Annotated in this window: 17 protein-coding genes; 5 read left to right on the top strand and 12 right to left on the bottom strand. The window is 73.5% G+C overall.

Annotated features, from left to right (window positions below):
* Positions 1-8 precede the first annotated feature (8 nt).
* Positions 9-2,282 (top strand): ATP-binding cassette domain-containing protein, encoded by a 2,274-nt coding sequence (locus ACGFIR_RS26335; protein WP_393147774.1) that lies wholly within the window; start codon positions 9-11, stop codon positions 2,280-2,282.
* Positions 2,283-2,333: 51 nt separating this feature from the next.
* Here the strand turns inward: ACGFIR_RS26335 and ACGFIR_RS26340 are convergent, their stop codons facing one another.
* Positions 2,334-2,753: a protein-tyrosine phosphatase family protein gene (locus ACGFIR_RS26340; RefSeq protein WP_393007180.1), complete on the bottom strand. Its 420-nt coding sequence runs from the start codon at positions 2,751-2,753 to the stop codon at positions 2,334-2,336.
* A gap of 92 nt (positions 2,754-2,845) precedes the next feature.
* Positions 2,846-3,433, bottom strand: a complete 588-nt coding sequence (locus tag ACGFIR_RS26345) for a helix-turn-helix domain-containing protein (protein ID WP_393007178.1) — start codon at positions 3,431-3,433, stop codon at positions 2,846-2,848.
* A gap of 80 nt (positions 3,434-3,513) precedes the next feature.
* Here ACGFIR_RS26345 and ACGFIR_RS26350 point away from each other — a divergent pair, with 80 nt between their 5' ends.
* The gene (locus tag ACGFIR_RS26350) at positions 3,514-4,530 is read left to right on the top strand and encodes an NAD(P)/FAD-dependent oxidoreductase (protein ID WP_393147776.1); all 1,017 of its coding nucleotides are present in this window, start codon (positions 3,514-3,516) and stop codon (positions 4,528-4,530) included.
* A gap of 55 nt (positions 4,531-4,585) precedes the next feature.
* On the opposite strand, the gene ACGFIR_RS26355 is transcribed toward ACGFIR_RS26350, so the two are convergent.
* Positions 4,586-4,906 (bottom strand): MazG-like family protein, encoded by a 321-nt coding sequence (locus ACGFIR_RS26355; RefSeq protein WP_393147778.1) that lies wholly within the window; start codon positions 4,904-4,906, stop codon positions 4,586-4,588.
* Positions 4,907-5,018: 112 nt separating this feature from the next.
* Here ACGFIR_RS26355 and gdhA point away from each other — a divergent pair, with 112 nt between their 5' ends.
* Positions 5,019-6,356 (top strand): NADP-specific glutamate dehydrogenase, encoded by a 1,338-nt coding sequence (gdhA, locus tag ACGFIR_RS26360; RefSeq protein WP_393007174.1) that lies wholly within the window; start codon positions 5,019-5,021, stop codon positions 6,354-6,356.
* 41 nt (positions 6,357-6,397) lie between these two features.
* Here the strand turns inward: gdhA and ACGFIR_RS26365 are convergent, their stop codons facing one another.
* The 5 genes from ACGFIR_RS26365 to ACGFIR_RS26385 form a co-directional block, all read right to left on the bottom strand.
* Positions 6,398-8,188 (bottom strand): extracellular solute-binding protein, encoded by a 1,791-nt coding sequence (locus ACGFIR_RS26365; protein ID WP_393147780.1) that lies wholly within the window; start codon positions 8,186-8,188, stop codon positions 6,398-6,400.
* Positions 8,189-8,355: 167 nt separating this feature from the next.
* Positions 8,356-9,726 (bottom strand): protein kinase, encoded by a 1,371-nt coding sequence (locus ACGFIR_RS26370; protein ID WP_393147782.1) that lies wholly within the window; start codon positions 9,724-9,726, stop codon positions 8,356-8,358.
* A gap of 205 nt (positions 9,727-9,931) precedes the next feature.
* Positions 9,932-10,576 (bottom strand): hypothetical protein, encoded by a 645-nt coding sequence (locus ACGFIR_RS26375; RefSeq protein WP_393147784.1) that lies wholly within the window; start codon positions 10,574-10,576, stop codon positions 9,932-9,934.
* Positions 10,577-10,589: 13 nt separating this feature from the next.
* Entirely contained in the window at positions 10,590-12,368 is a 1,779-nt protein-coding gene (locus tag ACGFIR_RS26380; protein WP_393147786.1) for a DUF4012 domain-containing protein, read from the bottom strand.
* 118 nt (positions 12,369-12,486) lie between these two features.
* Positions 12,487-13,710: a glycosyltransferase family 4 protein gene (locus ACGFIR_RS26385; protein ID WP_393147788.1), complete on the bottom strand. Its 1,224-nt coding sequence runs from the start codon at positions 13,708-13,710 to the stop codon at positions 12,487-12,489.
* 162 nt (positions 13,711-13,872) lie between these two features.
* Here ACGFIR_RS26385 and ACGFIR_RS26390 point away from each other — a divergent pair, with 162 nt between their 5' ends.
* Positions 13,873-14,427, top strand: a complete 555-nt coding sequence (locus ACGFIR_RS26390; RefSeq protein ID WP_393007162.1) for a low molecular weight phosphatase family protein — start codon at positions 13,873-13,875, stop codon at positions 14,425-14,427.
* Here ACGFIR_RS26390 and ACGFIR_RS26395 read toward each other — a convergent pair.
* On the bottom strand, positions 14,408-15,868 hold the full coding sequence (locus ACGFIR_RS26395) for a polysaccharide biosynthesis tyrosine autokinase (RefSeq protein ID WP_393007160.1): 1,461 nt from the start codon (positions 15,866-15,868) through the stop codon (positions 14,408-14,410). The two genes, ACGFIR_RS26390 and ACGFIR_RS26395, sit on opposite strands and share 20 nt — an antisense overlap.
* A 332-nt stretch (positions 15,869-16,200) precedes the next feature.
* Here ACGFIR_RS26395 and nhaA point away from each other — a divergent pair, with 332 nt between their 5' ends.
* Positions 16,201-17,523 (top strand): Na+/H+ antiporter NhaA, encoded by a 1,323-nt coding sequence (gene nhaA / locus ACGFIR_RS26400; RefSeq protein WP_393007158.1) that lies wholly within the window; start codon positions 16,201-16,203, stop codon positions 17,521-17,523.
* A 184-nt stretch (positions 17,524-17,707) separates the two neighbouring features.
* On the opposite strand, the gene ACGFIR_RS26405 is transcribed toward nhaA, so the two are convergent.
* The 3 genes from ACGFIR_RS26405 to ACGFIR_RS26415 all read right to left on the bottom strand — a co-directional run bounded on the left by ACGFIR_RS26405 (position 17,708) and on the right by ACGFIR_RS26415 (position 19,092).
* On the bottom strand, positions 17,708-17,989 hold the full coding sequence (locus tag ACGFIR_RS26405; protein WP_393007156.1) for a hypothetical protein: 282 nt from the start codon (positions 17,987-17,989) through the stop codon (positions 17,708-17,710).
* Entirely contained in the window at positions 17,986-18,351 is a 366-nt protein-coding gene (locus tag ACGFIR_RS26410; protein WP_393007154.1) for a DUF1622 domain-containing protein, read from the bottom strand. The genes ACGFIR_RS26405 and ACGFIR_RS26410 overlap by 4 nt, the downstream gene beginning before the upstream one ends.
* Before the next feature lie 153 nt (positions 18,352-18,504).
* Positions 18,505-19,092 (bottom strand): TMEM165/GDT1 family protein, encoded by a 588-nt coding sequence (locus ACGFIR_RS26415; RefSeq protein WP_393007411.1) that lies wholly within the window; start codon positions 19,090-19,092, stop codon positions 18,505-18,507.
* Positions 19,093-19,165 lie beyond the last annotated feature (73 nt).

Raw genomic sequence — 19,165 nt, forward strand, 5'->3', positions numbered from 1 at the left:
GGGTTCGCATGCAGCAGCCAGCACGGTCCGCCGCCGACAGCCACGACATGATCGAGGTACGCGGCGCCCGGGAGAACAACCTCGCCTCCGTCTCGGTCGACATCCCCAAGCGCCGGCTGACCGTCTTCACCGGCGTCTCCGGCTCCGGCAAGTCGTCCCTGGTCTTCGGAACCATCGCCGCCGAGTCGCAGCGCATGATCAACGAGACCTACAGCGCCTTCCTCCAGTCGTTCATGCCGAACCTGAGCCGCCCCGACGTCGACTCGCTACGCAACCTGAGCGCGGCCATCGTCGTCGACCAGGAGCGGATGGGCGCGAACTCGCGCTCCACCGTCGGCACCGCCACCGACGCGTACGCGATGCTGCGGATCGTCTTCAGCCGGCTCGGCACCCCGTACGTCGGTGGGGCCGGCGCGTTCAGCTTCAACCTGGCCGAGGGCATGTGCCCGACCTGCGAGGGGCTCGGGCGGGTCTCCGACCTCGACGTCGGTGAGTTGGTCGACGTGGAGCGCTCGCTCAACGACGGCGCGATCAAGGTGCCGAACTTCGCCGTCGACTCGTGGTACTGGCAGAACATCGTCCACTCCGGGCTGTTCGACCCCGACACCAAGCTCCAGGACTTCACGCCGCAGCAGTGGGAGGACTTCCTCCACAAGCCGGCCACGAAGATCAAGGTGGGCGGCAACAACTGGACGTACGAGGGCCTGATCGTCAAGGTCCGCCGGCTCTACCTGAGCAAGGACCGGGAGTCGATGCAGGCGCACATCCGCGCCTTCGTCGACCGGGCGGTCACCTTCGCCACCTGCGCCGACTGCGGCGGGGCCCGGCTCAACCAGGCGGCGCTGTCGGCCCGGATCGCCGGGCGCAACATCGCGGAGTGCTCGGCGATGCAGATCAGCGACCTGGCCGGCTTCGTCCGCGCGATCGACGACCCGTCGGTCGCCCCGCTGGTCGGCAACCTGCGCGACCTGCTCGACTCGCTGGTCGAGATCGGCCTGGGCTACCTCAGCCTGGACCGCGAGTCCGCCACGCTCTCCGGCGGCGAGGCGCAACGGGTGAAGATGGTCCGGCACCTCGGCTCCAGCCTCTCCGACGTCACGTACGTCTTCGACGAACCGACCGTCGGCCTGCACCCGCACGACATCGCCCGGATGAACGACCTGCTGCTGCGGCTGCGCGACAAGGGCAACACGGTGCTCGTCGTGGAGCACAAGCCCGAGACGATCGCCATCGCCGACCACGTGGTCGACCTCGGGCCCGGGGCCGGCACGGCCGGCGGCCGGATCTGCTTCACCGGTGACGTCGCCGGCCTGCGCCGCTCCGACACCCTCACCGGCCGGCACCTCGACCATCGGGTACGCCTGCGCGAGCACGTACGCCGGCCGTCCGGCCAGTTGCCGATCCGCGGCGCCGACCTGCACAACCTGCGCCACGTCGACGTCGACGTCCCACTCGGGGTGCTGACCGTGGTCACCGGGGTGGCCGGCTCGGGCAAGAGCTCGCTCATCCACGGTTCGCTGCACCGCCGCGACGGCGTGGTGGTCGTCGACCAGTCGCCGATCCGGGGCTCCCGGCGCAGCAACCCGGCCACCTACACCGGCCTGCTGGACCCGATCCGCACCGCCTTCGCCAAGGCCAACGGGGTCAAGGCCGCGCTGTTCAGCGCCAACTCCGAGGGGGCCTGCCCGACCTGCAAGGGCATCGGCCTCGTCTACACCGACCTGGCGATGATGGCCGGTGTCGCCTCGGTCTGCGAGCGCTGCGAGGGGCGGCGCTTCACCGACGAGGTGCTGACCTACCGGCTGCGCGGGAAGAACATCAGCGAGGTGCTCGCGATGCCGGCCACCGAGGCGCGGGACTTCTTCTCCGGCGGCGCCGCCCGGGCGATCCTGGACCGGCTGGTCGACGTCGGGCTCGGCTACCTCACCCTGGGCCAGCCGCTCAACACGCTCTCCGGCGGCGAGCGGCAGCGACTCAAGCTGGCCATCCGGATGGCCGAACGCGGGAACACGTACGTGCTCGACGAGCCGACCACCGGCCTGCACCTGGCCGACGTGGACCAACTGCTGGCCCTGCTGGACCGGCTGGTCGACGCCGGCAACACCGTCGTCGTCATCGAGCACCACCAGGCGGTCATGGCGCACGCCGACTGGCTGATCGACCTCGGCCCGGGGGCGGGACACGACGGTGGCCGGATCGTCTTCACCGGCACGCCGGCCGATCTGGTCGCCCACGGCGACACGCTGACCGCCCGGCACCTGCGCGAGTACGTCTCCCGCTGAGCCGCCGCACCGGCCGGGCACCGCCGACTGCGGGTGCCAGGTGGCGGCGGGTCAGGTGAGGCGGCGCAGCCAGCGACGCTGCCAGGGCGTCTCCACGGCCCGCGGCCGGTAGGTGGCGCGTACCCAGTCCACCGCCCGCTCGGGCGGCAGCCCGTCGAGGATCGCCAACGCCGCCAGCGCCGTGCCCGTACGCCCGGTGCCGCCCCGGCAGGCCACCTCGACGCGTTCGCCGTCGTGGGCGCGGCGCAGGGCCTCGGTCAGGGCGTCGATCGCGTCCGCCCGGTCGACGGGAACCCAGAAGTCGGGCCACCGGATCCGCCGGTGCGGCCAGGCTGGCGTCGGCCCGGGCGCCAGCAGCAGGGCGAAGTCGGCGGGTGACGCCTCGTCCGCGATGCGTCGTCCCCGCACCCGCGCCCCGCTGGGGAGTGCGACGACCCCCGTCTGCTCGCCCCACACCCGTACCTCACTCATCCCCTCATCCTTCCGTCCGCCCCCGCTCCCCCGCCGCCCCGCCCGCACCCCCGAGGATCGGGGGGCGGGGCGCGCGGAAGGCGCGAGGGGGGTCAGGGTTCGGCTCTGGGGCGGGCACGCAGGTGGGCGCGTTCGCCCTGTCGGCCGAAGAGGCTGAGGAACTCCACCGGCTCGGCGTCGGCCGACCCGAACCAGTGCGGTACGCGGGTGTCGAACTCCGCCGCCTCCCCCGGCGTCAGCACGAGGTCCTGGTCGCCGAGGACGACCCGCAGCCGCCCGTTGAGCACGTAGAGCCACTCGTAGCCCTCGTGGGTCTGCGGATCGGGCTCCGCCCTGCGGTCGCCGCCCGGGATCACCAGCTTGTACGCCTGGATGCCGCCGGGCCGGCGGGTCAGCGGCAGCATGGTCATCCCGTGGCGGGTGACCGGGCGCAGGTGGATGCGCGGATCCCCGGTGGAGGGGGCGTCGACGAGTTCGTCGAGCGTGACGCCGTGCGCCCTGGCCAGCGGGAGCAGCAGTTCGAGGGTCGGCCGGCGGACACCGGACTCCAGCCGCGACAGCGTGCTCACCGAGATGCCGGTCGCCGCCGACAGGTCGGCGAGGGTGGTCTCCCGCTGCCGGCGCAGCGCGCGCAGCCGGGGCCCGACCGCGCCGAGCGTCTGGTCCAGTTCGTCGCCCATGCCGCCATCTTGCCACTTCGGCAACAATGTTTGCCACCACGCCCGCCGCGACCGCAGGGTGGTCGCGGGAGGTGGTCACAGTGACCGATCGGCTGGATGACGGCTACGACGTGGTGGTGATCGGCGGTGGCGCGGCGGGGTTGAGCGGGGCGCTGACCCTGGCCCGGGCGCGACGCTCGGTGGTGGTGACCGACGCGGGCGCTCCGCGCAACGCCCCGGCCGAGGGGGTGCACGGGCTGCTGGCCCGGGAGGGGATCCGCCCGGCCGAGCTGCTGGAACGCGGCCGGGCGGAGGTACGCGGCTACGGCGGGACGGTGGTCACCGGCGAGGTCGCCGCCGCGAACCGCCACGACGGCGGGTTCACGGTCACGCTGGTCGACGGCCGGACGGTGCGGGCGCGGCGGCTGCTGGTGGCCACCGGGCTGGTGGACGAGCTGCCGGACGTCCCGGGGCTACGGGAGCGGTGGGGCACCGACGTGCTGCACTGCCCGTACTGCCACGGGTGGGAGGTCCGCGACCGGGCCATCGGCGTACTGGCCAGCGGGCCGTTCTCGGTGCACCAGGCACTGCTGTTCCGGCAGTTGAGCGCCGACGTCACGTACTTCCGGCACACCATGGCGCTCTCCGACGAGCAGGAGGAACAGCTGGCGGCCCGGGAGATCCGCGTGGTCGACGGCGAGGTCGCCGCCCTGGAGGTCGTCGGGGACCGCCTCGTGGGCGTACGGCTGGGCGACGGCACGGTGGTCGGCCGCGCCGCGCTGGTCGTGTCGTCCCGGATGGTGGCGCGCGCGGGTTTCCTCGCGGCCCTCGGGCTCACGGCGACCGAACACCCGGCGGGGGTCGGCGAGCACGTCCCCGCCGACCCGACGGGCCGCACCGACGTGCCCGGGGTGTGGGTGGCGGGCAACGTCACGGACCCGGCGGCCCAGGTCGGTGCCGCCGCGGCGGCCGGCGTGGTCGTCGCGGCCCAGATCAACGCCGATCTCGTCGCCGAGGAGACCCGACGGGCAGTGGCCGCCCGCCGCGACCCGTTCTCCGCGCGCTCCGGGGCAGCGCTGCGCGAACCGGTGGTGGGTGACCGGCGTCACGGTCTGTGACGCCACGACGGGCCGCCGGCGGGCGGACGACGCGTGGTCGGCGGGCGGGGCCGGCTCAGTCCGGCGGCGGCCCGACGCGGGCACGGACCTTCCCGGCGCACGCGTCGAGCACGGCACGGGCGTCCAGCCCGAGGCTCTCGATCGCGACCAGCGCGGTGAACGCCACGTCCGCCAGCTCCGCCGCCACGTCCTCCCGGCTGTGCGTGACCCCCTTGCGCGGGTTCTGGCCGAGCAGGCCGATCCAGGCACCCGCCGCCTCCCCCGCCTCCTCGGTGAGTTTGAGGATCCGGCAGGTCATTTCGGTCTCTCCGGTGCCGTTGGCGGCGTCCAACCAGCCGCGCGAGGCCCGCACCGCGTCCCAGATCGTGTCGTCCACGGGACCAGTGAACCGGACCAGGGTCACGGTCCGTATCGCGGGACAGTTGGCGGGTAAGCCGGCATGGGTGATAGCAACAGGGCTACCAGCGCAAACGAAGGGACGTGTCGGTATGCCGGAAACCGTGGAGACGGTGTTCACCAGCGTGGTCGCCCGCAATCCGGGTGAGCCTGAGTTCCACCAGGCGGTACGCGAGGTGCTGGAGAGCATCGGCCCGGCGCTGGCCCGACACCCCGAGTACAGCGAGGCGCAGATCATCGAGCGGATCTGCGAGCCGGAGCGGCAGGTCATCTTCCGCGTGCCGTGGGAGGACGACCGCGGCCGGATCCAGGTCAACCGGGGCTTCCGGGTGGAGTTCAACAGCGCGCTCGGCCCGTTCAAGGGCGGGCTGCGCTTCCACCCGTCGGTCTACCTCGGGATCGTGAAGTTCCTCGGCTTCGAGCAGATCTTCAAGAACGCGCTGACCGGGCTGTCGATCGGTGGCGGCAAGGGCGGCTCGGACTTCGACCCGAAGGGGCGCTCGGACCGGGAGGTCATGCGGTTCTGCCAGAGCTTCATGACCGAGCTGTACCGGCACATCGGCGCGGAGACCGACGTGCCGGCCGGGGACATCGGCGTGGGCGGCCGCGAGATCGGCTACCTGTTCGGCCAGTACAAGCGGATCACCAACCGTTACGAGTCGGGGGTGTTCACCGGCAAGGGCCTGGCGTACGGGGGCGCGCAGGTGCGCCGCGAGGCGACCGGCTACGGGGCGGTCTTCTTCGCCGACGAGATGCTCCGGCAGGCCGGGGACAGCCTGGAGGGCAAGCGGGTGGTGGTCTCCGGCTCCGGCAACGTGGCGATCTACGCGATCGAGAAGGTGCACCAGCTCGGCGGGCGGGTGGTCGCCTGCTCCGACTCGTCCGGTTACGTGCTCGACGACAAGGGCATCGACCTGGAGCTGCTCAGGGAGCTGAAGGAGCAGCGCCGGGCCCGGCTCGACGACTACGCCCGGCACGTGCCGCACGCGGTGGCGGTCTCCGGTCGTACCGTCTGGGAGGTGCCCTGCGAGCTGGCGCTGCCGTGCGCGACGCAGAACGAGATCGGCGGCGCGGAGGCCGCGGCGCTCGCCGCCGGCGGCTGCGTCGCGGTGGTGGAGGGCGCGAACATGCCCACCACGCCCGAAGCGGTACGCATCCTCGGCCGGGCCGGGGTGCGGTTCGCGCCGGGCAAGGCGGCCAACGCCGGCGGCGTGGCGGTGAGCGCGCTCGAGATGCAGCAGAACGCCAGCCGGGAGTCGTGGACGTTCGCCGAGTCGGAGCAGCGGCTGCGCGAGATCATGCGGGACATCCACGACCGCTGCTGGAGCACCGCGGAGGAGTACGGGCTGCCCGGCGACTACGTGGCCGGGGCGAACATCGACGGGTTCCGCCGGGTGGCCGAGGCGATGCTGGCGCACGGCGTGATCTGACCGGGCGACGCGGTCCGTCGCGTCGCCCGGCCCCGGCAGGTTCAGAAGCTGCTGACCAGCTTCACGAACGCCTCGTCGATCATGGCGGGGTCGGTGGCGTCGAACGCCTTGCCCGCCGACGCCTTGGCGATGCGGTCCAGGGTGGCGAAGTCGGACTCCCGGTCGAAGGCGATGCAGAAGACCTTGACCGGGCGCTTCGGGTCGAGGGTGACGTCGGCGAGCAGCCGGGCCAGGTCGTTGTCCCGGCTGTACTCGTTCTTGCCGTCGGTCAGCACGACGACGGCGTTGATCCGCTGCGGGTCGTAGCGGTCGAGCACCTCCCGGTGGGCGGCGCGGACCGTCGCGTAGAGCGCGGTGTCGCCCGCGACGTGCAGGCCGGCGATCCGGCTGGTGATCCGTTTCTGGTCGAACTCGCCGAGCCGGACCTCCTCCCGGTACGGGCCGTTGGGCCGCTTCGACGTCTCGGAGGAGAACGACCAGAGCCCGACCCGGTCCTCGGAGTTGAGCAGCGCGAGCCCCTTCGCCGCCGCCGCCGAGGCGACCTGGAAGCGGGTGCGGTCGCCGACGGGTGCCTCCATCGATCCGGACGTGTCCAGCGCGATCAGGATGTTGGCCTTCTTGCGCAGCGTGCTCCAGCCGTCCAGCATCGCCTCGACCACCGCCGGGTTCGGCGGCGCGAAGTAGGTCAACCCGCCGGCGGGCTCGGCGCCGACGCTGGCGAGCAGCTGCGCCGAGGCCCGCCGCTCGTGGTCACGGAAGCCGAGGCGGGCGAAGCTCTCCTGCTGGGTGTCCTCGGTCAGGAACTTCAGGAAGTCGGCCGCCGCCACGCGCTGACGTTCGTCGGCGGACGGCAGCACCACGAACGGGTGGTCCAGGTTGAAGGTGCCCTCCTTCGGGTGGACGGCGACCAGCGGAACCTTCGGCCGGGTGCCCCGTTCCTGGCCCTCCTGCCGAGGGCTCAGCCCGCCCTCGTTGTAGAGGTGGACCAGCTCCTCCTGCATCACGATGGCGCTCATGTCGCCGGTGCCGGCGCCCCCACCGGCCAGGTCGGCCTCGGCGAGGTCGCGCAGCAGGTCCACCGAGTCGTCGCTGTAGTGCGACACGTTGGCCTCGATCTGCCGGACGAACCGGGTCACCTTCGGGTCCGACAGGTCGGCGCGGGTCAGGTCGCTGGAGCGGTTCGCGGCGGCGTAGTAGGTGGCGATCGTCGCCGCCAACCCCGAGGTGGAGAGGTTCGGGTTGTCCTTGCCGAACGTGAAGCGACCCCACTCCGGTCGGCCGAAGCCCGCCCAGCCCTGCCGCCCCGAGAGGCCGAGGACCTCCCCCCAGCCCATCGGCCCGCGCTGGCGTACCAGCTCGCCCTTGGGCTGCGGCATGGCGATGACCAGCGGGCTGTTGGCGATCGACGGGTACTGGTCCGGGGTCTGCGGCGCCCGCCCGGCGGCCCGGTCGAGCAGCTGGAGCTGACCGGTCCAGAGGCTCGACGTCGGCAGCCAGACCTGCGGCTCGGGCAGCCCGGTGCCGCGCCAGCCGGCGGCCAGCGTCTCGGCGGCCTTGCCGGAGTTCAGGGCACTGACGTGCACCTGGGCGCAGCCGCCGTCGTCGAGCGACCGGCCGCTGTCGTTGTACCGCTCGGCCAGCTCGACCAGCAACGCCGCCTTCTCGGTCGAGGAGTTGACGTCCAGGCGGACGGCGCAGTCGGCCCGGGGCCGGTCGGTGCCCGCGTCCCGTTGCCTCACGAGCACGAACGCCCCGGCGATGACCACCAGCCCGGCGGTGACGGCGGCGGTGTAGGGCAACCACTGTCGTGCGCGCGACGGGGCTGGGGCCATGGGACGTCCTCCTCGGCGGGGCGACTGATGGCAGTCAACCTATCGCTGCGACGCCACCGGCGGTGCCAGGCCCCGTGCCCGCCGCCAGTGGCGGGTCTGACCGCTTGGCGGCCTGACCGCCCGTGACGACGGGCACCGGCCGGACGACCGGAACTCCCGATCCACCGTCAGGAGTGGTCGGACCGGCCGCCGAGCGCCGCCGCCACCAGCAACCGGACAACGTAGACCACGACGAAGGCGATCGCACCGGTCGCCGCGGCCACGTCCACCGCGCTCGACGCGACGTATCCGGCGGCGGCGCCGACCGAGCCGAGGAAGATCGCGATCGAGACGCCCCCGGCGTCGACGGACTCGCGGCGCAGCCGCCGCCCCCAGCCGCCGCCCGCCGGTTCGGACGGCGGGGCGACCGCACCCCCGACGGCGGCAGAGCGGTGCGGTGCCGCCGGCCCGTCGAGTGGCGGTGCCGCCGGCTCCGGCCCGTCCGCCGACGGCGAGACGGGCTGAGACGGCGCCACGGGCTGAGACGGAGACACGGGCCGGGACAGCGACACGGGCGATGTCGCCGGCAGCGTCGGTCCGGGCCCCGCCGCCGCAACCGGCGGGTCCTGGCCCGCGCGGGGCAACGGGAGCGGCTGGTTCGGCGTCGACGCGCCGGCGGTCTCGTTGCCCAACTGGAGCACGGTCTCGCGGCGCAGCGGGCCGGCGTCCCCGACCTGCCCGAGCAGCCGCATCAGCACCTGCTCGGCCTCCGGCCGCTCGGCCGGATCCTTGGCCAGGCACTGCCGGACCAGCTCGTCCAGACCCGACGGCAGCGGCGGCAGGTCGGGCGGCTCGTTCAGCACCCGGTGCATCACCGCGAAGAGCGAGTCGGTGCCGAACGGCGGCCGGCCGCCGGCGGCGAAGGCGATGGTGGCGGCCCAGGCGAAGACGTCGCAGGGTGGCCCGACCGAGTCGTTGCGGAACCGCTCCGGGGCCATGTACGCGGCGGTCCCCATCACCTGGCTGGTCACCGTCTCGGTGACGCCCAGGGCGCGGGCGATGCCGAAGTCGATCACCCTCGGGCCGTCCCGGCCGAGCACCACGTTCTCGGGCTTGAGGTCACAGTGCACGACGTCGCAGCGGTGGATCGCGGCGAGCGCGGTGGCGGTGCCGACGGCGAGCCGGTGCAGCGCGTTGCCGGCGACCGGGCCGTTCTCGCGGACGCGCCGGTAGAGGGTCGGGCCCTCGATGAACTCGCTGACCACATAGGGCCGTTCGCCGTCCACGTCGGCGAAGAGCACCTGCGCGGTGCAGAACGGGACGACGCGGCGGGCCGCGGCGATCTCCTTCATGAACTGCGAGCGGGCCCGGGGGTCACTCAGGTCGATGTTGATCATTTTGACCGCCACCTGGTGGCCCTGGTCGTCCTCGCCGAGGTAGACCACTCCCTGACCGCCCGCACCCAGCCGGCCCACCAGCCGGTAGGGGCCGGCGGTGACGGGGTCGTGCGTCCACAGAGGTGCCAGCCCCGGCACCGGCGCGCCGGCCAGTCCTGTCATACCGACTCCATCGATGTCCTGTCCCGACCACCGGGCGGCGGAGGACACCGCCATGGTGCCATGCTCCCGCCTGCCGGCCACGCATCCCCGGACGGCCGGCGGCATCGGGGTCGACCACGACGACGCGGGCTGGCGCCCGTCGGAGGTGTCCGACGGGCGCCAGCCCTCTGCGGTGTCCGGGCCCTGCCCGGGGAGAGTTTCACCGTCAGCGCGCGGCTCCCATGCCGAACCGGTGGCGCTTGCGCCAGACCAGCGACAGCAGCAGGAGCACCGCGCCGGCGCCGACGAGGCCGCCGCCGAACTTCATCGGGGTGCTCAGGCTGTCGCCCGTGACGGGCAGCCCCGGCGTGTGCTTCTTGAGCACGGTCAGCGTCGCGGTGGCCACCTGCCGCGGTGGCGTCTGGCCCTCGGCGCGGAAGGTGTAGGTGCCGTGGTGGCGCGGCGTGTAGGTGGTGCGGAAGTAGCCGTTGTCGTCAGCCGTCACCTCCAGGGTCCTGGGGTTCGGCTGGGGCGCCCGCTGGAACGAGACGGGCGCCATCGCGACCATCTCGCCGTTGCTGCGGCGCGCCTGGTCGGCGCCCGGTACGGCGGCGGCGAGCGGAGACGTGCTGACGGTGATGATCACCGTCTCGCCCGACTTCCAGCCTCGGCCGATCAGGGTGGCGGTCTGGCCGACCACGACGGTCGGCGGGATCACCGTGAGTGTCGGGGTGCCGCCCGGCGGGTAGACCGGTGGCTGTGGCGTTCCGGTGCCGGGCGCCGGCTGCGGCTGCGCCGCCCCCGCTGCGGTCGGCGCGGCCAGCACGGCCAGGCCGACCGTGAGCGCCATGATGATGCGGGATAGCCGCATGATTGGTTCCCTCCTACTGATCACAGCTTGGTGCGGAAACAACTTGGGTGGTCCATGGAGTGGCGGTGGGGGTCAGCCACAGCTCGGCGGTGCCGACACCGGTGGTCGCCGTCAGGACGGTGACCTCCAGCGTGCGAGCGTCCCCCGGGCCTACCTCGACGTTGGCCGTGGTCACCTGGCGTCGCCGCTCGGTGCCGCTGCCCACCGCCGTCTCGGCGCCGTCCAGCCGGGCGGCGAGCACCGCCCCACCGGCCGGGCTGTGCACCGACACCAACGTGCGGACGGTGTACGGGTCACCGGCCAGACCGAGGCCGAGGACCGACTTGCTGAGACCCGATTTCGGCGCCGACGAACGCAGGGTGACCCGGAGCCGGAGCTCCCGGCGGCCGTCGGGCCGGCAGTCGCCAACCGTGAGGGTCGCCGACGGCCGGAGGTAGTAGCCGAGCTTCGCGCCACTGCCGTCGTTGAGGAACACGCCGACCGTGGGCACGGTGTCCTTCTCCGGAAGCGCCCCGGCCATCCGGCTGTCGCCGATCGTCCGCTGCTCTTCCGGTCGGGCACTCCAGAACAATATCCGCCGTTCCGTGACAGCACGGTCAAATGAGGACAATAAAGCCTTCGGGTCTACTTCCTTCGTGACCAACGCGTCGAACACGGCGGCGGCGGAGGCGGCGAAGAAGGCGTCCTGCTTCTCGTTGTCCATCCGCTGGTAGCTGTCGCTGAGCACCGTCTGCACGACCTTCTCGGCCGCCAGCGGGACGCCGCCGGGCACCATCACCGGGCCGGTCGCCTTGAGCAGGTACGACAGCACGACCGGGTCGACGGCGAGCACGCCGTCCACCGTGGTCCCGGTACGCCGCCGGAACATCTCGCGGTAGAGGGCGGCGGCGGTCGGGAAGTGCGGGGTGAGGTTGACGTCGGCCGGGTAGGTGCCGGGCAGGTCGGCCCAGAGTCTGCGTACCTCCGCGGGCACCTTCAGCGGTGGCTGGAACAGGCCCAGCGCGCTGCTGGTGCCCTGCTTGCCCATCCTGACCCGGCCGTCGGCCGCGTGGATGACGGCGTACGCGCCGATCATGCCGCCGGTGGCACGCAGCTCGGCGGGGTTCTGGGAGACGACGAGGTAGTCGCGGGGACCGTCGGCGCCCAGCAGCGGCGGGAGCAGTCGGGTGGCCTGCCCCGCGGCGGCGGTCAGGCCCGCCAGCCGGTCGATCTCGCCCCGCAGGTCGGTGAGCGCCTGCCGGACCTGTCCGACCAGTCCGTCGGTGGGGACCGCCGCGAGGCTGTCCCGGGCGCCCTGGACCGTGGCGTCGACCGCGTTCAGCTCAGCCGACAGGGCCCGCAGCCGGTCCACGTCCAGCCGTCCGCCCGCCGGCACCAGGCTGGTCAGGTCGGCGCGCAGCAGCGGCGGGAACGCCTGCCGGGCCAGGTCGTCCACGGCCACCGCGATCTGCCGGACCGCCGCCAGGTTGTCCCCCGCGTACGGGGTGTGCCGACCGATCCACCAGCCGGGGTCACCGGTCGCCGACCGGGCGCTGCCGGACTGCTCCTGCAACGCCGCGAGGGTGCGCTGCGCCTTGGCGGTGTCGCCCCCGAGCACCTGGGCGCTGAGTTCCCGGGCCAGGCCGGCGGCGTTGAGCAGGTGGGCGCGGGCCTGCCAGCCCCGGAAGCCCACCCAGCCGCCGGTGAGCAGCAGCAGCGAACCCACCACGAGGGTGGCGAGCAGGGCCCGGCGCACCTGCCGCCGGCGGCGGGAACGGCCACGCCGCCGACGCCGTCTCGCGCTCTCGGTCACACCACACGTCCTTCCTGGGCAGCGGCGGGCGGACCCGTTCCGCTGCTGTTCCTACTGCTAACGATCGTTCTCACCCGGAGATGACGCTGTTGACCGGTACGCGAGCCCCGCTCACCGCTCATCCGGGCTTCGAGGTCCCCGCGGCCGCCTCGTACAGCAGCCGCTCGATCCGGTCCACGCCCGCCGACATGGACATCTCCCGCAGGTACGCCTCCCGGCCGCGCCGGCCCATGTCGGCCCGGGCGGGCGGCGGAATGGTGGCCGCCAGCCAGAACCGGTCCGCCAGGCTCGCCCAGTCCTCCGGTGGGCAGGAGAGCCCCGCCCGGGCCCGCTCCACCAGCTCGGCGGTGTCGCCGCCGGCGGAGGCCACCACCGGAGCGGCGCAGGAGAACGCCGCCTGGAGCTTCGCCGGCAGGGTGCTGCGCAGCTCGGGCAGGTCCCGCAGCATGACGAGCTGGTAGTCGGCGGCGGCGTACAGCTCCGGCATGTCGGCCGGAGACCGCCGCTCGACGAAACGCACGTTCTCGGCACGCAGGTCGTCGGCGAGCCCCCGCACCCGCCGCTCGTCCGCGCCCGAGCCCACCAGGACGAGGTCCACCGTCTGCTCCAGCGCCGCCGCCGCCCGTACCGCGGTCTCCAGGCCCTGCCGGGCGCCGATGGTGCCGGCGTGCATCACCACGCAGCGCTCGTCGCGCCGCACCAGCCGGTGGGCCGCCCGGCTGGGCCGGGCCGGGTGGAAGATCCGCTCGTCGGTCCAGTTGAGGACCATCCGCACCCGGGCGGGGTCCGCGCCCGCCGCGACCACCCGCTCGCGCAGCGACGGCGCGGCGACCGCGATCCCGTCGGCCGCCCGGTAGGCACGCGCCATCGCGGCGGCGATCCGCCCGGCCCACCGCCCGTTCTCGGCCCCGACCGGCTCGTCCTCCGCCCAGACGTCCTGCACGTGCACGACCGTCGGCACCCGGCCCAGCAGCCGGAGCAGGGCCGCCGCGGCGAAGGCGTTCGCCGGCGGCAGGTGTACGTAGAGGGCGTCGACGTCGGCCAGGAACGACCGTCCGGCCAGCGCCGCGCTGCCGGCGAACGACAGGTGGCCCGCCATCCGGCCGCGCACCGACCCGTCGCCCGCCGAGTAACGCGGGATCCGCCGGACGGTCAGCCGCTCGCTGCGGGTCTCGTGCCGCCAGCGCTGCCGCCAGCCCGGGTAGACGTGCCCGCCCGGATAGTCGGGGAAGCCCGTCAGCACCTTCACCTCGTGCCCCCGGACGGCGAGCTCCTCGGCGAGGCTGCCCGGGATGAACGCCGGCTCGGGCGGGAAGTGGTAGGACAGGATCCCGATCCTCACCGGCGCGCCTCCGTCCGGACCGGGCGGCTCGGCGCGGCACCGTGACGTGGACGCGGCCGGCGCGCGTACGATGCCGACAACCCCTCCACGTCCGGCCGGTTCCGACGGCCGGCCGCCGTCCCGGCGCCACCGCCCGCGACGGCACCGACGAGAGGGGTCCGCATGGTCGACCGGGTGCTGTTCGTCTGCCACGCCAACCTGTGCCGCTCACCGATGGCCGAGTACATCGCCCGGCGCCTGCTGGCCGGGCTCGCGGTGACGGTCGCCAGCGCCGGCACCGACGCCGTCGACGACCTGTCGATGCACCCGTACGCGGCGGGCCTGGCGGCGGAGACCGGCGGGGACCCCGCCGACTTCCGCAGCCGCCGACTACGCCCGGAGTACCTGGCCGGGGCGACGCTGGTGCTCACGGCCACGCGCCGCCAGCGCTCGGTCTGCACCGCGCTCGCGCCGGCCGCGCTGCACCGGACGTTCACCCTCCGGCAGTTCGGCCGGCTGGCCGCGGCCGCCGAGCCCACGACGGATCCGGCCAGCGGCCCCCTGCGGGCGGCGGTCGAGGCGGCCGCCCGCGCCCGGGGGCGGCTGCAACCCGCCGCCGGGGACGCGGACGACCTGCGGGACCCGATCGGCGGTACCGTCGCCGACTTCCGACGCTGCGCGGAGGAGATCGAACGGTCCATGCGACCCCTCGCGGCGCTCATCGGGACAGCCGGGTGAGTTCCTGCGTACGGTCGCTGACGACGCCGTCGATCCGCTCCGCGTGCCGGGCGGTCGGGGCCGAACCGGCCGGCGCGTCCGCGGTCGCGGTAGCGGCGACCACCCGGTAGGCCTCGTACTGGTACGCCTCCGCCTTGGCCACCTTGGCCATGTTCAGTACGCAGCCGAGCAGCCGGACGGAGACCGAGTTCAGGGCACGGGCGGCCTGCGCCACCTGGCTGCGTGAGGTGCGGCCCTGCTGGGAGACCAGCAGCGCGCCGTCGGCCTGCACGGCCACCACCACGCCGTCGGTCACGGCCAGCAGCGGGGCGGTGTCGATGATGACGATGTCGGCGGACTCCCGCAGGGCGAGCAGCAGGTCCGCCATCGCCTTGGAGCCGAGCAGCTCGCTGGGGTTGGGCGGTGCCGACCCGCTCGGGAGCACCAGCAGGGACTTGTCGCCCCAGCGCTGCACCACGTCGCCGACCTGGACGTCGCCGACCAGCACGTCGGTCAGCCCGATGCCCGCGTCGAGCCCCAGGTAGTCGGCGACCTTCGGGCGGCGCAGGTCGGCGTCGACCAGCAGCACCCGCCAGCCGGCCTCGGCCAGGGCGATCGCCAGGTTGCAGGAGAGCGTGGTCTTGCCCTCGCCCTGCAGGGCGCTGGTGACCGCGATGACGCGCGCGGGCTCGTGCACGTCGACGAAGCGCAGGTTGGTACGCAGCTTGCGGACCGCCTCGGCCCGGGCGGAGTTCGCCGCCTCGCCGACGATCAACGGCTCCGACTTCGCGGTGCTCTCGAAGGGGATCTCGCCGAGCAGCGGGCTGCCGGTGGTGCGCTGGAGGCCGGCGGCGTCGCGCAGGCGGACGTCGGCGACGCCCCGCAGGATCGCCAGGCCCACGCCGGCGAGCAGGCCGAGCAGCGTACCGACGGCGACGTTGCGGACCGGCTGCGGCGAGACGGGGGTCGGGGTGACCCGGGGCCCGCTGACCACCTCGATGCGGATCGGGCCGGCCTTGCCGTCCTGGGTCGTCTCCACCTTCTGCACCAGCTCGACGAACTTCGCGGAGAGCACTTCGGCGACCTTGAGCGCGCGGTTCTGGTCCGTGTCGGTCACCGACGCGCGCAGCAGCACGGTGCCGGTCTCGGTGGAGGTGCTGACCCGACGCTGGATCTCCTCGGCGGTGAGCCCGACCGGGTTCTCGGCGACCACGCTCTGCGCGAGGCGGTCGCTGGTCAGCAGTTCCGCGTAGGACTTCACGCGCTGCTGGAGGAAGAGGCCGCCCTGGTAGGCGTCGGTGACGCCCTGGCTGGGCGTGGTGACGAAGAAGGTCACCGACGCCACGTAGCGGGGCTGCGCCCGGACGGTGACGAGTGCGGTGACGCCGAGCGCGACCATGACGGTGAGGAGCACGATCCACCAGTGCCGGCGCACGAGGCGGAGTTGGCGATACAGGTCCATCAGGCGGGCCTCCGTACCAGGCCGGTAACGCCAAAGAACTTCACGAAAACCCCCAAGGTCGACTTAATCTCGTGAAACCATTAAAGCGACTCATACGCCTTATGTCCCGAGTTACGTACTTTCACCCCTTGACATATGCGCCCGACCCACCACCGGACAAACGGGCGTACGGCGTCCCGGGTGGCGGGGAGAAGCGACCGGACGTGAAGTGGCCCGCAGACGGGCGTCCGGAGTCGCCGGTCAGGGCAGAGCTGGATAGGGTCGGGGGCGGTGTGCCGGGAAGCCTGGTCGGCGTCGCACAGTGCTGCCCGAGACCCGAGGTGGATCCCCGCATGACCGACCGCACCCCGCACGCCGACCCGTCGCCCCCGAACCGCCGGTTCTTCTCGCGTACGTCCTGGCCGGAAGCCCGTTTCCTGGCCGACGTGCTGCGGACCGAGACCGTCGGCGGCGGCCTCCTGCTGCTCGGCGCGGTGATCGCGCTCGCCTGGGCCAACTCGCCCTGGGAGTCCTCCTACGCCGCCCTCAGCACGTGGGTGCCCTGGCCGGGCGGCGCAGGCCTGCACCTGGACCTGGACCTGACCGCCTGGGCCGCCGACGGCCTGCTGGCCATCTTCTTCTTCGTCGTCGGGCTGGAACTCAAGCGGGAGTTCGTCGCGGGCGAGCTGCGCGACCCCCGCCGCGCCGTGCTGCCCGTGGTCGCGGCGGTCGGCGGCATGGTGGCGCCCGCCCTGATCTACCTCGCGGTGAACCTCGCCGCCGGCGGCGACGGGCTGCGGGGCTGGGCCATCCCCACCGCGACGGACATCGCCTTCGCCCTGGCCGTGCTCGCCGTCATCGGCTCCCACCTGCCGCAGGGCCTGCGCGCCTTCCTGCTCACCCTCGCGGTGGTCGACGACCTGCTCGCCATCACGGTCATCGCGTTCTTCTACACCGACGACTTCAGCCCGCTGCCGCTGCTCGCCTCCCTGGCCCCGATCGCCGTCTTCGGCCTGCTCGTGCAGCGGCGCAAGACCTGGTGGTGGGCCCTGATCCCGCTCGCCGTCACCGCCTGGGCCCTCATGCACGCCTCCGGGGTGCACGCCACCGTGGCGGGCGTCCTGCTGGGCTTCACCGTGCCCGTCCTGCGGGGCAGGACCGGCTCCCCGCACGGGCTCGCCGAGCACCTGGAGCACCGCTGGCGCCCGATCTCGGCCGGGTTCGCCGTGCCCGTCTTCGCGTTCTTCGCGGCCGGCGTCTCGCTGCGGGGCGCCGACCTGGGCGCGATCGTCACCGACCCGATCGTGCTCGGCGTCGTCGCGGGCCTGGTGCTCGGCAAGGCCGTCGGGATCTTCGGCTCGACCTTCCTGCTCGCCCGGTTCACCCGGGCCCGGCTCGACGAGGACATCACCTGGACGGACCTGCTCGGGGTGGCGCTGCTCGCCGGGATCGGGTTCACCGTCTCCCTGCTGATCGGCGAACTCGCGTTCGGTCCGGGCAGCACCGCCGACGACAACGTCAAGGCGGCCGTGCTGGCCGGCTCGGTGATCTCCGCGGTGCTCGCCACCGTCGTGCTGCGGCGGCGCAACGCCGCCTACCGGCGGATCGCCGAGGCGGAACAGGTCGACGCCGACCACGACGGCGTGCCGGACGTCTACCAGCGCGGGCAGGGCTGACCGGTACCAGCGCGGGCAGGGCGGACCGGGCCGGCTGTCTCGGCGGCGCACGAGGCGTGGCGGACCGCCGCGCCGCCGGTGGGCCGCGCCGCCGGTGGGCCGCGCCGGCGGCGGGACCGCGCCCGGTCGGCGTCGGCCCGTCGCCCCGGTCGGCCGTGGCGGACCGCTGCCGGATCGCCGTGGTTCAGCGGGTCGCGTCCGGAGCCCGCGCCGACGGCTGCCGGGCCGGGCCGGGCGGCCCGCCGGCGGTGAGCGCGGCCCAGAGCAGCCGGCGCAGCCCGACGATCGCCGCCGCCGCAGCCAGCTCCGTCCAGCCCTGGCCGCTCGCCAGCCGCAACAGGCCCGCGGCGACGAGCAGGTCCAGCAGTACCCGCATCGCCGACCGCCAGGAACCCGTGCCGAGCAGCACGGCCAGCCCGGCCAGGGCGGCGGCCGCCGTGACGGCGGTGACCAGGGCACGGATCACCTGCCGCGCTCCGCCGCGCTGATCTGCCGCTGCTCCTGGCGGATCTCCCGGCCCAGGAAGTAGTTCAGTGCGGTCCGGATCGCGGCGATCGCCGCCAGCTGGCCGATCTGGGTGAAGGTCGGCGAGACCGCCGTACGCAGGATGTCGGCCGCGAGCTGGAACTCCAGCCCGAGCGTGAGGAACCGCCCCAGGGAGAGCCGGATCGGGGTGAACACGGCGGCGCTGCGGTGCCGCAGCCCTTCGACCACGAACCGCAGCGCCGCCCACGCCGCCCCGACGAAGATGACCGTCGCCCCGGCGACCTCCACCGCGGTGACCAGGGCCTGGTAGCCGTGGCGCAGGATCTCCTCGACACCCACCACCCGCTGGCGTTACCCGGCCAGCATGGCGGTAGTCGGCCAGCGTGACTGGTAGTCGGCCGGCGCGGCGGCAGTCGGCCGGCGCGGCGGGCCCGGCGGCGGTCGGCGCGGCGGGCCCGGCGGCGGTCGGCGCGGCGGGCCCGGCGACGGTCGGCGTCAGGTGAGCTGCGTGACGGCCTCCAGGATCAGCCAGAGCCCGCAGATCGCGAAGAGCACCGCGGCGCCGTACTTGATGGTCTTCTCCGGCAGTCGCCGGCCCAGCATCCGCCCGACGAGGATGGCGAGCGCGTCCGCCGCGACCATGCCGATCGTCGAGCCGAGCCAGGTGCCGAACCAGCCGTACTGGGTGGCGAGGGTGATCGTGGCGAGCATGGTCTTGTCGCCCAGCTCGGCCAGGAAGAACGCGACCGAGACCGCGACGATGGCCGACTTGCTGTTCTTCTCGGCCTTGCGCTTCTCCTCCTCGGTGAGGGTGTCACCGCGCAGGGTCCACGCCCCGAAGCCGAGGAACGCCAGGCCCGCGACGAGCGAGATCCACTCCGTCGGCAGCGCGGCACCGAGCCCGTAGCCGATCGCCACCGAGGCCAGGTGCACCACGGCGGTGGCGATGGTGATCCCGATGAGGACCGGTACGGTCTTGAAGCGGGTGGCGAAGGTCAGGGCCATCAGCTGGGACTTGTCCCCCAGCTCCGCGACGAAGATGACGCCGAAACTGACCGCCAGCGCGACGAGGAAACCTTCCATGACATCCTTCCGGATCATGCCGGGAGGAGGTACGGGGGCGCCCTCGACCCGGCTGCTACAGCCTGGGTCGAAG

This window comes from Micromonospora sp. NPDC049051 (assembly GCF_043197575.1).
In the GTDB taxonomy this organism is placed as follows: Bacteria; Actinomycetota; Actinomycetes; order Mycobacteriales; family Micromonosporaceae; genus Micromonospora.